This is a genomic window from Actinoplanes sp. TBRC 11911 (assembly GCF_012933445.1).
Classification (GTDB): domain Bacteria; phylum Actinomycetota; class Actinomycetes; order Mycobacteriales; family Micromonosporaceae; genus Actinoplanes.
This window is the reverse complement of record NZ_JABBNC010000004.1, coordinates 211121-223579: the sequence shown is the minus strand read 5'-3', so window position 1 is coordinate 223579 and position 12459 is coordinate 211121. Positions and strand designations below refer to the sequence as shown.

Annotated in this window: 8 protein-coding genes; 4 read left to right on the top strand and 4 right to left on the bottom strand. The window is 70.5% G+C overall.

Annotation, left to right across the window (positions count from 1 at the left end; translation table 11 throughout):
- Positions 1 to 54 precede the first annotated feature (54 nt).
- Positions 55 to 1245 (bottom strand): ROK family protein, encoded by a 1191-nt coding sequence (locus HH310_RS08685; RefSeq protein WP_169174912.1) that lies wholly within the window; start codon positions 1243 to 1245, stop codon positions 55 to 57.
- Between the two features lie 90 nt (positions 1246 to 1335).
- Between HH310_RS08685 and HH310_RS08680 the strand changes: the two genes are divergently transcribed.
- The 3 genes from HH310_RS08680 to HH310_RS08670 all read left to right on the top strand — a co-directional run bounded on the left by HH310_RS08680 (position 1336) and on the right by HH310_RS08670 (position 3970).
- Positions 1336 to 2154 (top strand): bifunctional 2-polyprenyl-6-hydroxyphenol methylase/3-demethylubiquinol 3-O-methyltransferase UbiG, encoded by an 819-nt coding sequence (locus HH310_RS08680; RefSeq protein WP_169174911.1) that lies wholly within the window; start codon positions 1336 to 1338, stop codon positions 2152 to 2154.
- A 55-nt stretch (positions 2155 to 2209) separates the two neighbouring features.
- Positions 2210 to 2419, top strand: a complete 210-nt coding sequence (locus HH310_RS08675; protein WP_169174910.1) for a hypothetical protein — start codon at positions 2210 to 2212, stop codon at positions 2417 to 2419.
- Between the two features lie 183 nt (positions 2420 to 2602).
- On the top strand, positions 2603 to 3970 hold the full coding sequence (locus HH310_RS08670) for an FAD-binding oxidoreductase (protein WP_169174909.1): 1368 nt from the start codon (positions 2603 to 2605) through the stop codon (positions 3968 to 3970).
- Between the two features lie 90 nt (positions 3971 to 4060).
- On the opposite strand, the gene HH310_RS08665 is transcribed toward HH310_RS08670, so the two are convergent.
- The 3 genes from HH310_RS08665 to HH310_RS08655 all read right to left on the bottom strand — a co-directional run bounded on the left by HH310_RS08665 (position 4061) and on the right by HH310_RS08655 (position 9441).
- On the bottom strand, positions 4061 to 6583 hold the full coding sequence (locus tag HH310_RS08665; RefSeq protein ID WP_169174908.1) for a DNA topoisomerase (ATP-hydrolyzing) subunit A: 2523 nt from the start codon (positions 6581 to 6583) through the stop codon (positions 4061 to 4063).
- A 16-nt stretch (positions 6584 to 6599) separates the two neighbouring features.
- Positions 6600 to 8684: a DNA topoisomerase IV subunit B gene (locus HH310_RS08660; RefSeq protein WP_211191911.1), complete on the bottom strand. Its 2085-nt coding sequence runs from the start codon at positions 8682 to 8684 to the stop codon at positions 6600 to 6602.
- 145 nt (positions 8685 to 8829) lie between these two features.
- On the bottom strand, positions 8830 to 9441 hold the full coding sequence (locus HH310_RS08655; protein WP_169174906.1) for an adenylate/guanylate cyclase domain-containing protein: 612 nt from the start codon (positions 9439 to 9441) through the stop codon (positions 8830 to 8832).
- A gap of 176 nt (positions 9442 to 9617) precedes the next feature.
- On the opposite strand from HH310_RS08655, the gene HH310_RS08650 reads away from it, so the two are divergent.
- Complete coding sequence (locus tag HH310_RS08650) at positions 9618 to 12437, top strand: helix-turn-helix transcriptional regulator (protein WP_169174905.1); 2820 nt, start codon at positions 9618 to 9620, stop codon at positions 12435 to 12437.
- The last annotated feature ends 22 nt before the right edge of the window (positions 12438 to 12459 follow it).

Below are 12459 nucleotides of genomic sequence, written 5' to 3'. Positions count from 1 at the left end.
GAGTGATTCGCAGCATAGAGGATCGGGAAGATCGGATTGTCCGGCTTTCCCGGCTCAGCTCCCGACCGGTTGGCTCTCGTGAAGGCCGCCCTGCTCCAGCAACATTCCTATCGGGAGCGTGGCGGCGCCCATCGCGACCGCGTCCGGGCCCAGCTCGCACAGCTCGATGCTGGTCCGGGCGTACGGGCGCCGCAGCGCGTGCTGGGCCGCGGCCGCGCGGATCTGCGGCAGGAAGCGGCGGCCCAGCAGGGTTCCGGTCTCGCCGCCCAGGACGATGCGCTCCGGGCTGAACAGGTTGATCAGGTCGGCGATGCCGGCACCCAGATAGCCGACCGTGGAGGCGAACACGGTTTTTGCCGCGGCTGGCATCTCTGTCGCCGCCAGCAGGTGCGGCAACAGATCTTGCGTGTACGCCTCGCCGGTCGCCTCGGCCAGCCGGCGGCCGATCCGGTCCGCGCCGATGTACGCCTCGAGGCAGCCCCGGGCCCCGCACCGGCACGGATCCCCGTCGAAGATCAGCGTGGTGTGCCCCCACTCGCCCGCGTTGCTGTTCGCCCCGCGATAGCCCCGGCCGTCCATGACCACGGCCGCGCCCACGCCCGTACCGATCATGATGATGACCGCGTGCTGGACGCCCCGGCACGCGCCGAACCACATCTCGGCCTGGCCCAGCGTCTTGGCGCCGTTCTCCACGAAGACCGGCACGTCGGTGCCCGCCCGTAACATCGCGCCGAGCGGCACCGCGTCCCACCCGGTCGGTTGCGAGTCGACGACACCGTCGCGGTCGACCACGCCGGGGACACCCACGCCGTACCCGAGAACGTCCTTCTCCTCGACGCCCGCCTCGGCGATCACCGCGGCCAGGCCCTCCAGCAGCCGACCGGACACCTCGCCGGGATCGTCGTCGTGCGCCAGCGTGACCGCCGCGAGCCGGGACATCGCGAGGTCGTACATCTCGACCAGGACCCGCGTCTCGCCCACGTCGGCACCCACCACGAACCCGAAGCCGGGGCGCACCCGTAACAGCACGCGCGGCCGGCCGCCATCGGAGTCGACCAGGCCGGCCTCCTCGACCAGGCCCTCGTCGAGCATCTCGCCGATCAGGTTGCTGACGCTGGCCTGGCTCAGGGCGGTGGTCGCGGCGAGTTCCAGGCGGCTCTGCATGCCGCCGTGGAACAGGTCGGAGAGCAGGCTGGCCCGGTTCGCCCGGCGGACGTCGCGCACCGTCGTTCGCCTGTTTCCCAAAGCCGGCACCCCAGACCCCTTCCGCACGGTGAACAGACCCTAACGCCTAGCGGACCGAAAACCGGTGGACGGCGGCGTTAAGGTGCCCGCGTGACCGACTATCGTGCCGTCAATCTGGCCAATTGGAACGATCGCGCGCCGGCGCACGCCGCTTCGCCGGGTTACGCGGTGCGGCGTTTCATCGACGATCCCGCGTTTCTCAGCGAGGTCGTGCGCTTCGACCGGCCGTTGCTCGGGGACGTGTCCGGGCTGCGCGGCGTGCACCTGCAGTGCCACATCGGGACGGACACGGTGTCGTTGGCCCGCTTGGGCGCCGCGATGACCGGCCTCGATTTTTCGGACAAATCCCTATTTGAGGCTCGCCGGTTGGCGGCGGCCGCCAAAGCCGACATTTCATTCGTACAGGCGGACGTGTACGACGCTTTCGAGGTGCTCGGCGGCGGCTTCGACCTGGTCTACACCGGAGTCGGCGCGCTGTGCTGGCTGCCCGACGTGAAGCGCTGGGCCCGCACGGTCGCCTCGCTGCTGCGCCCCGGCGGCCGGCTGTTCATCCGCGACGGTCACCCGGTGCTGTGGTCGATCGACGACGAACGCTCCGACGCGGTACTCGACCTCAAATATCCGTACTTCGAGCACCAGGATCCGCTGGTGTGGCACGAGGAAACCACGTACGTGGAAACCGACGTCACATTCACCCACAATGAGACCCACTCGTGGAACCACGGCATCGGCGAGATCGTCACCGCCGTGCTCGAAGCCGGCATGACCCTCACCGGTCTGGTCGAGCACACGACCGTGCCGTGGAACGCGCTCCCCGGCAAGATGCGCGACACCGGCGGCGGCGAATACCAGCTCATCGATCGCCCGGAGCGGCTGCCGCACACGTACACCCTCCAGGCGGTCGTTTAAAGATCGACGCGTGCTGGGTAACCCCCGGTCATCCCCACGACCGAGGAGACCCCCGATGCGTGCAGGTTCGATTGGCGGCGTGATTGTTCTGCTGTGGCTGATCCTGGGCGGCGTCGCCGCCTACGAGCGCGGATACTTCAAGGACACCGGCGACACCAGTTGCGCCGAGGCCGGCACGGTGACGGTCACCGTGGTCGCCGGCCCGCTCAACTGGATGGGCGTCAACCCGAAGGTCAAGTGCGACATCCCCGAGCCCAGCAAGTAAGCGGTCACAGCTCGGCGACCACGCGGAACCTCTCCAAGGCGACGCGGCGCACCCCTTCCGGATTTGACGCTTTCGGGTCCGCCCACGGCCGTTGGCCGAATTGCCGTTGCCTGCCAAAAGCCGTCGCCGGGTTCGTCGGCTGTTCGCTGGCGTGCGCACGGCGGGTACTGGTGTGGTTACCCGATGAAGAAATTACGGGATGCCGTCGCCGGCCCGGTTCTGCTGCCCGGCGACGAGGGGTACGCGGCCGAGGTGGCCTCCTTCGACCTGAACCAACCGGTGCGCCCGGCCGCGGCGGTCGGCGTCACCGGGGCCGCCGACGTGCGGGCCGCGGTCGGTTTCGCCGCGCGGCAGCACCTGCCGGTCGCGATACGCGGCGGCGGTCATCAGGTCGTCACCGGCGAACAAGACGCCATTCTGATCAACACCGCACGCATGCAGGACGTACGCATCGACCCCGGCGCCCGGACCTGCCGGGTCGAGGCCGGCGTGCGCTGGGGGACGGTGGCGGCCGAAGCGGCCAAGTACGGTCTCGCGCCGGCCTCCGGGTCCTCGCCGAGGGTCGGCGTGGTGGGCTACACCCTCGGCGGCGGCCAGAGCCCGGTGTTCGCCCGCTCCCAGGGGTACGCCGCCGACCACGTCCGCCGCCTCGACGTGGTGACCGCCGACGGGCAGTCGCGGGCGGTGACCCCGCACAGCGAACCCGACCTGTACTGGGCACTGCTCGGCGGCAAGAGCAACTTCGGCGTGGTGACCGCGATCGAGTTCGACCTGTTCGAGCTGACCGAGTTCTACGGCGGCGGCATCTTCTTCCCGGGGGAGCGGGCGGCGGACGTGCTAGACGCCTGGCGGAGGTGGGCACCCGGGCTGCCGGAGCAGGCGACCACCTCGGTCGGGGTGATGCGGCTGCCACCGATGCCCGACCTTCCGGAGCCGCTGCGTGGTGCGTTCGTGGTGCACGTGCGGTACGCGTATCTGGGCGCGGCCGACGAAGGGGAACGGCTGCTCGCCCCGATCCGCGCGGCCGGCACGCCGCTGATGGACGGCGTGCGGCTGATGCCCTACACCGACAACCCGCTGATCCACATGGACCCGATGGAGCCGATCCCCTTCTACGACCGGACCACCACGTTGCGCGAGTTCTCGCCGGAGGTGCTCGACGCGCTGATCGGCTTTGCCGGGCCCGGCTCGGGCAATCCGCTGCTCGGCATCGAGATCCGCGCACTGGGCGGCGCCCTCGACCGGGAGCCCGCGGCGCCGAACGCCGTGCCGACCCGCGGGGTTCCCTACATCGTGTTCGGCCTGGCGGTGGGCGGCCCCGATCAGGCCGACCCGCTGCGCGACTGGCTCGACCGGATGGTCCGGCTGTTCGACCCGTGGGCCGTCGACGACCGCCGAATGATCAACTTCCTGTCCAAGGAGGAGGCGGCCACACCCGAGCAGGTCCGGCTCGTCTACGGCGCGGACCGCTACGACCGGCTCGCCAGGATCAAGCACGACGTCGACCCGGAGAACATCTTCCGGATGAACCACAACATCCGGCCCGCCTGACGCCTCGGGCCGCGCGAAACCGCTGCGGGAGCGGCTGGGCAAGCAGGCGCGCGAATCGGGTGACCCGCGGTCGGCGGGTCACCCGGCGACTCAGCCCCGCTCGATCAGGTGACCCACGATCTGCGGGCCCATCAGCACGGCCTCGCCCGAGCCGTCGCGCCGCGAATCCGGCTCGGGCAGCTCGACCGGGTCGCCCGTGCTGGACGCGCCGACCGGACGCGGACCCACCCACGCCACCGCCAGGCGGGTGTCGCCCTTCAGGAAGCGCTGGACGCGGACGCCGCCGGTCGCCCGGCCCTTCGCCGGGTACGACGCGAACGGCGTCACCTTCACCTGCGTGCCGGTGGAGGTCACCACCATCGGCTCGCCGTGCTCCTCGTCCTTTGTGTTCACCACGTTGAACGAGAGGACCTCGGCGTCGGCCGCCAGGTTGATGCCGGCCATGCCGCCGCCCTTCAACCCCTGCGGCCGCACATTCTTCGCCGCGAAGTGCAGCAGCGACGCATCGGACGTGACGAACGCCAGCGTCTCCGAACCGTCCAGCAGCCAGACCGCCTCCAGGACCTCGTCGCCGTCCTTCAACGTGATCACCTCGAACTCGTCCGAGCGGACCGGCCACTCGGGCGCGCACACCTTCACCACACCCAGCCGGGTGCCCATCGCCAGGCCCGGCGAGCCGTTACCGGCCAGCGGCGCCAGCCCGACGACCTTCTCCCCGGCCTCCAGCGGCACCAGCTCCGAGGCCGACATCCCGCCGCGGATCGACACCGTGCCGGACTGCTCGGGCAGCACCGGCAGCGGCAGCACATCCGTCTTGAAGGCACGGCCCTGGTTGGTGATCAGCAGGATGCGGCCGCGTGCGGTTGAGTGGATCACCGCGCGTACGGCGTCGTGCTTGACCCGGCCGGACCGCCGCCGGCCCTCGGTCGCCTCCTCGGACTCGGCCGCCGTACGGGCGATGAGGCCGGTCGCCGACAAGATGATCTGGCAGGGGTCGTCGGCCACCTCGAGCGGGCCGGCCGGCGCGGACGCCGCCAGCACCTCCTTCAGATCGCCGTCGATCAGCGTGGTACGCCGGGCCGCGCCGAACTCCGCAGCCACCGAAGCCAGCTCGTCGGACACGACCTGCTTGAGCACGTCCTCGTTGTCGAGGATCCGGGTCAGCTCGGCGATCTCCGCGTTCAGCCGTTCCTGCTCGTTCTCCAGCTCGATCCGGTCGAAGCGGGTGAGCCGGCGCAGCGGCGTGTCCAGGATGTACGTCGCCTGCACGTCGGAGAGCCCGAACTCGCTCATCAGCGCCGCCTTGGCCGCTGCCGCGTCGTCGCTGCCCCGGATGATCGCGACCACCCGGTCGATGTCGATCAGGGCGATCAACAGGCCGTCGACCAGGTGCAGACGGTCGGCGCGCTTGGCACGCCGGAACTCCGTGCGCCGGGTGACCACCTCGTACCGGTGGTTCACGAACACCTCGAGCAGCGGCTTGAGCCCGAGCGTCTGCGGCTGCCCGTCGACCAGCACCAGGTTGTTGATGCCGAACGACGACTCCAGCGGGGTGAGGCGGTACAGGTCGGCGAGCAGCGCCTGCGGGTTGACCCCGACCTTGCACTCGATCACCAGCCGGGTGCCGTGCTCCCGGTCGGTGAGGTCCTTGACGTCGGCGATGCCCTGCAGACGAGCGGCCTGCCGCTGCCCGCGCCGTGGTCCCGAGGTGATCAGCTTGCCCTTCACCTCGTCGGTGATCGCCTCGATGATCTTCTCGGCGCCCACGCCGTACGGGAGCTCGGTGACCGTGATCGCCTGGCGTCCCCGGCCGCCCTCGAGCTGCCCGGTGTGCGCCTTGGCGCGCATCCGCACCACGCCGCGGCCGGTCTCGTACGCCCGGCGCACCTCGTCGAGCCCGAGCAGCTGACCGCCGGTGGGCAGGTCGGGCCCGGGCACGAAGCGCATCAGCGCGTCGAGGTCGGCCTCCGGGTTCGTGATCAGGTGCCGCGCGGCCGCCACGACCTCGCCCAGGTTGTGCGGGATCATGTTGGTGGCCATCCCGACCGCGATCCCGGACGTGCCGTTGACCAGCAGGTTCGGGAACGCCGCCGGCAGCACCTTGGGCTCGACGTCGTCACCGTCGTAGGTCGGCTTGAAGTCGACGGTGCCCTCGCCCAGCTCCCCGACCAGCAGCATCGCCTCACGAGACATTCGCGCTTCTGTATATCTCGCGGCTGCCGGTCCGTCGTCCTGAGTTCCGAAGTTGCCGTGCCCGTCGATGAGCGGGGCGTTCAGCGAGAAGTCCTGCGCCAGCCGCACCAGGGCGTCGTAGATGGCCACGTCGCCGTGCGGGTGATATTTACCCATCACGTCGCCGACCACGCGGGCCGATTTCACGTACGCCCGGTCGGGGCGGTGGCCCTGCTCGGACATCGACCACAGGATGCGGCGGTGCACCGGCTTGAGGCCGTCCCGCGCGTCCGGCAGGGCGCGCGAGTGGATCACCGAGTAGGCGTACTCCAGGTAGGAGTCCTCCACCTCGGTGCTGAGCGGGTTGTCGATGACCCGGGCGCCGGCCTGGTCGAACGCGGACAGGTCGACGCGGTTCTCGGTGTTCTTGCGGCGTGCCATGGAAAAACAGAACCTCTCAGGCGTCGATCGTCTCTTGGTCGATGCGGCCCGCGGCCTCGATCAACCAGTTCTTCCGGGGTTCGACCCGCTCACCCATCAGCAGTTCGAGCGTCTCCTCGGCGCGCTCGGCGTCGAGCAGCGTGATCCGCCGGACCGTCCGCGTCGCCGGGTTCATCGTGGTGTCCCACAGCTCGTCCGCGTCCATCTCGCCGAGGCCCTTGAACCGCGGCACCGGCTTCTGCACGGTCTTGCCGGAGCGTTCCAGCCGGCCGACCGTGTTCTCCATCTCCTGCTGGGTGTACGTGAAGATCGTCTCGGCGTTGCGCCCCTTGGTGACCACCTTGTGCAGCGGCGGCATCGCGGCGAACAGCCGGCCTTCCTCGATCACCGGTCGCATGTACTTGGCGAACAGCGTGATCAGCAGCGTCCGGATGTGCGAGCCGTCGACGTCCGCGTCCGCCATGATCATGACGCGGCCGTAGCGCATCGCGGCCAGGTCGAACGTGCGGCCGGAACCGGCGCCCAGCACCTGCACGATCGCCGAGCACTCGGCGTTGTCGAGCACCTGCTGCAGGCTCGCCTTCTGCACGTTGAGGATCTTGCCGCGGATGGGCAGCAGCGCCTGGTATTCCGAGGAGCGGGCCATCCGGGCGGTGCCGAGCGCGCTGTCACCCTCGACGATGTAGAGCTCGCTGCGGGAGATGCCGGTGGAGCGGCAGTCGACCAGCTTGGGCGGCATCGACGCGCCCTCGAGCGCGGTCTTGCGCCGGGCCGCATCCTTCTGCTGCTTCTGGGTGAGGCGCACGCGCGCGGCGTCGACCACCTTCTGCAGGACGGTGCGGGCCTCAGATTTCGTCTTCTTCCCGTCGACCCATTCCTTGATGTACGCCTCGACGAGCCCCTGCACGACCCGGGTGACGCCCGCGGTGGACAGCTCGTCCTTGGTCTGCGAGGTGAACTGGGGCTCGGGGACGCGTACGTGCAGAACCGCGGTCATGCCCTCGAGCAGGTCGTCCAGGACGGGCACGTCCTCCTTGGGCTTGAGCAGCCCACGCGTGTTACGGATGGCCTCGGTCAGCGCCCGCACCAGCGCCCGCTCGAACCCCTTGCGGTGGGTGCCGCCGTGGACGTTGCGAATCGTGTTCGTGAAGCATTCGACGGTGCGCTCGTAGCCCGTACCCCAGCGGAAGGCGACCTCGATCTCGGCCCGGCGCACGACGTTGGACTGCATGACGCCGTTGGCGTCGGCGGCGTTCTCCTTGTACGTCCCCTCGCCGGTGACCATCAGGATGCCGGAGACCGGTTTGTCGCCCGCGTGGGTGAGGAACTCGACCATGTCGGTGAGCCCGTGCGGGTAGTGGAACGTCTCGTTGGTGGTTTCCTCGGCGGTCTCGTCGCGCAACGCATACATCACGCCGGGGACCAGGAAGGCCGTGTTGCGCAGCTTGGTGCGGACGGACTCGACGTCGAGCCGGGCGCCGGTCTCGAAATAGCGTGCATCGTACCAGTACCGGATCGAGGTGCCGCTGGGCTCGCCGCGCTTCATCTTGCGGACGATGCGCAGGCCGGACTCGGGCTGGAACGCGGCGTCGGGCCCGGGGCCGTCGAACGAGCCGGGCACGCCGCGCTGGAAGCTGACCTCGTGGACCTTGCCGTCGCGCCGGACGGTGACGTCGAAGCGCAGCGCCAGCGCGTTGACCGCGGAGGCGCCGACGCCGTGCAGACCGCCGGAGGTCTTGTAGCCCGAGCCGCCGAACTTGCCGCCGGCGTGCAGCCGGGTGAGCACGAGCTCGACGCCGTTCATACCGGACTTGGCGTTGATGTCGGTCGGGATGCCCCGGCCGTCGTCGTCGACCTGCACCGAGCCGTCGTCGTGCAGGATCACCGACACCTTGGTGGCGTGCCCGGCGACGCCCTCGTCGGTCGAGTTGTCGATGATCTCGTTGGCCAGGTGGTTGATGCCCCGGCTGTCGGTGGAGCCGATGTACATGCCCGGGCGCTTCCGGACGGCATCCAGCCCCTCGAGGTGCGTGAGGTCATCAGCCCCGTACAGAATCTCCGCGGTCACGAGGTGGCACTTCCTATCGGCCCTAGTGGTCAAGACGCGAGCGAGACTACCGGCAGGGTCCGACAGTTCTGGTGAACGTCGCCGTCGGCCACTCCGAATCACGCCCAACTATCCGGACAAAAGGGATTAGACAACACTTAAACCCCGGCCGGGATCGGCCGGGGTTCAAGCATCCCCCTCAGTTGGCCCCCACCAACTGTCGTGCCCGCAACGGCTGTAGCGCACGCCACAGGTCCAGCGGGTACGGTTTGCCGGACACCCGTACGGGCGGCAGCTCCTGGTAGGCGATCAGTTCGTCGGTGACCTCCCGGGTGGTCGAGTCGACCACCACGGTGTCGTGCGGCGCGTACGCCTGCAGCCGCGCCGCCGTGTTCACCACGCTGCCGCTGATCATCGCCTGCCCGAAGTCGCGCGCCGCGGCCGTGTCGACGATCACGTCGCCGGTGGCCAGGCCCGCCCGGGTACGTACAGCGAACCTGCCGGCCAGGAGTTGCCCCCTCAACCTCTCCTGAACCGACAGGCCCACTCGAACCGCCGAAGCGGCCGCTTGCGGTCCGAAGCCGTCCTCATCGATGCCGAAGACGGCCATCACCGCATCCCCCACGTACTTCTCCACCACTCCCCCGCCCGAGCGGACCACCTCGGACACGATGGAGAAGTAGTCGCGCTGCAACGCGCGAACCTCGGCACAGTCCAGGTCGTCGACCAGCGCGGTGAACCCCACGATGTCGAGAAATAGGACGGTGACCATCTGACGCCGCTCCTGCTCCGCCATAGCGATTGCGGTCATGTCTCACGCTCCCCCACTACTTGCATCTGCCCCGGGAGAACGGTGCCAGCCCGAGTCCACCGGCGGATCTGCAGAACGACGTATCTCTGACACTTGCCGGGGCGGTCATTTTTGTGACCAAGAAAGGGCCGAACCGACGACAACGTGCTACGTCGATTCGGATTAGGCTGCCCTTCATGGCCAGCGAGGAGGACGACGGGCCGCTTGTCGGACGCACCGGCACGCTGACCGACGTGGAGTCCGACCTGCGCAACGCCGGACCGGGCGGGACGGCCGCGGTGTTCGTCACCGGGGAAAGCGGGATCGGCAAGAGCCGCCTGCTGCGTGAGACCGCCCGGGCCATGCGTGACGCGGGTTTCGCCGTGCTGTCCGGGACCTGCCTCGATATCGGCGATGCGTCCCCATTGCACCCGGTTCTTCAAGCCTTGCGCCAGTACGGCCATAGTGGCGCGACAACCGCAGCCGACGACGCCGGCGCGCTGCTCGAGCGGGTCTCGCGCGACCTGACCGCGGTGGCCGGCGAGCGGCGGCTGCTGCTCGTGCTCGACGATCTTCAGTGGGCCGACCGCAGCACCCGTCAGCTGCTGCTCTACCTGCTCGCCGGCCTCGGCGACGTGAAGCTGTCGGTCCTCGCCGCGATCCGGGCCGAGGCGCTGCACGGCGCGCACCCGCTGCGCCGGATGCTGGCCGAGCTGCGCCGCCTGCGCTCGGTGCGGGTGGTCGACCTCGCCCCGCTGGACAAGACCGAGACGCTGGAACTGGTCAACGCGATCGCCGGCGACGGCCTGGAACCGGAGGACGCCGAGCGGGTCTACAAGCGCAGCGGCGGCAACCCGTTCGTGGCCGAGGAACTGTCTCGTGACCTGCGCGACGGCCGGGTCGAGCTGTCCGACACGCTGCGCGAGATCTTCCTGTCCCGGGTGGACGAGCTGCCGCCGAACGCGCACGCGGTGGTGCACGCGGTCGCCGCCGGTGTCGAGCCGGTCGACCACGCCATCCTGGCCAAGGTCACCAAACTGGACGAGGACCAGCTGATCGAGGCGATCCGGGCCGCCGTCGCGCACCGCTTCGTGACCAGCTCGTCCGACGGCTATCGGCTGCGGCACCGGCTGGTCGCCGAGATCCTCGCGGCCGAGGTGCTGCCGGCCGAGGCCACCGCCCTGCACCGCCGGTTCGCCGAGGCCCTCGAAGCCGCCCCGGGCGCACCGGATCACGCCCGCCTGGCGTACCACTGGCGGCAGGCCGGGGAACCGGCCCGGGCGCTGCCCAGCGTGGTCGCCGCCGCCCGCGGCGCGGAAAAGCTGTACGGCTTCACCGAGGCGCACCGCTACTGGTCGCTCGCGCTGGACCTGACCACCGACGACGCCCCGGAACGCACCGAGCTGCTGGCGCACGCGGCCGAGTCGGCGCACCTCTGCGGTGAGCACCAGCGCGCCCTGACCAGGCTGGAGGAGCTGGCCGGCCGCCCGGACGCGCCCGGCCAGGTCGACCTGCACCTGCGCCGCGCGCGTTACCTGGCCGCCGCCGGCCGGTCGGCGACCGCGGAAACCGAGTACGAACGCGCCCTCGACTCGCCGGACTGCACGCCGCGTCAGCGGGTCACCGCCGCCGCGCACCTGGCCGAGCTGCTGCTCCACCTGGGACGCTACGCGGATGCCAACGCCCGCGCGCAGGAGGCGCTGGAGATGGCCGAGGTCAACGGCTCGACCGCCGATCTCGTACGCGCGTCCGCCGCGCTCGGCTTCAGCGCCGCGTTCCGCGAGGACCCGGACGCCGGGCTCGCCGTCATCCGCAACGCCGTCGACATCGCCGAGCGCTCCGGCCACCCGGACGACCTGGGCGTGGCGTATCTGCATCTCGCCGAGCTGCTCACCGGCCCGCTGAACAGCATCGAGGAGGGAGTGCTGGTCGCCCGCCGCGGCGCGGAGCGGCTGGCCTCGCTCGGGGTCGGCCGCACCTACCAGACCCGCCTTCTCGCCATCGCCGGCAACGGCCTGTTCCGGGTCGGCCAGTGGGCCGAGGCCGACGCCGTGCTGGAAGCGGCGATGCAGCACCGCCCGTCCGGCGCGGACGCGGTCGAGCTGCTGCTGGCCCGCTGCCGGCTCTGGGTCGGCTTCGGCGACGTCGAGGCCGCGCACCGCGACCTGGAGGCGGTGGCGACGCTGCTGGCCGGTGGCGGCGCCCGGCACGTGCTGCCGATGCTCACCCTGCGTGCCGGTCTGGCGATGTGGCAGGGCCGGCACGCGGCCGCCCGGCAGGCCGTGCAGCGCGGCCTCACGGAGACGCGCTCGGACGATTTGGTGCTGCTCGGCGTGCTGGCCTGGCACGGCCTGCGGGCCGAGGCGGAGGCCCACGCGATCGGCGAGCCGGTCGACCCGGGCGCGATCCGGCGGTTGCGCACGGTGGTCGACCGGATGGCCAAGGGCGTCGGCAACGCGGCCTCCCCGGTGCGCGCGGTCATCGACGGATACCTGGATCTGTGCGCCGCCGAGATCAGCCGGATCGAGGACCGGCACGACCCCGAACCGTGGCTACGGGCGGCCACCGCATGGGACCGGCGGCACCAGCCCTACCCCGGCGCGTACGCGCGGTTGCGTCAGGCCGAGGCGGCGTTGCAGCAGCGCCGGCCACGCCGGCTGGCGGCCACCACGGCGCTGCGGGAGGCGTACGGGACGGCGACCGCGATGGGCGCACGGCCGTTCGCGGCGGAGATCCGCACCGTCGCGCAGAGGTTCCGGATCGCGCTCGCGGACGACGACGCCGAGACCGTTTCGATGCCCGCGCCCGCCCCGGAACAGGGCGATGAGCTGGGCGTCCTCACCCAGCGGGAGCGCCAGGTGCTGGCCGCGGTGGCCGAGGGCCTGACCAACCGGGAGATCGGCGAGCGACTGTTCATCAGCGAGCGCACCGTCGGTGTCCACGTCGGGCACATCTTCGACAAGCTTCAGGTACGCACGAGAGTGCAGGCCAGCCGGGTTTTCCTGACCGCGGCGTGACCTTTTCGTGACCTACGTACGC

Excerpts from the sequence above, each read along its gene's own strand:
- HH310_RS08670 (WP_169174909.1), top strand. The coding sequence starts at position 2,603 with ATGAAGAAATTACGGGATGCCGTCGCCGGCCCGGTTCTGCTGCCCGGC.
- HH310_RS08675 (WP_169174910.1), top strand. The coding sequence starts at position 2,210 with ATGCGTGCAGGTTCGATTGGCGGCGTGATTGTTCTGCTGTGGCTGATC.
- HH310_RS08655 (WP_169174906.1), bottom strand. The coding sequence starts at position 9,441 with ATGACCGCAATCGCTATGGCGGAGCAGGAGCGGCGTCAGATGGTCACC.
- HH310_RS08665 (WP_169174908.1), bottom strand. The coding sequence starts at position 6,583 with ATGGCACGCCGCAAGAACACCGAGAACCGCGTCGACCTGTCCGCGTTC.
- HH310_RS08650 (WP_169174905.1), top strand. The coding sequence starts at position 9,618 with ATGGCCAGCGAGGAGGACGACGGGCCGCTTGTCGGACGCACCGGCACG.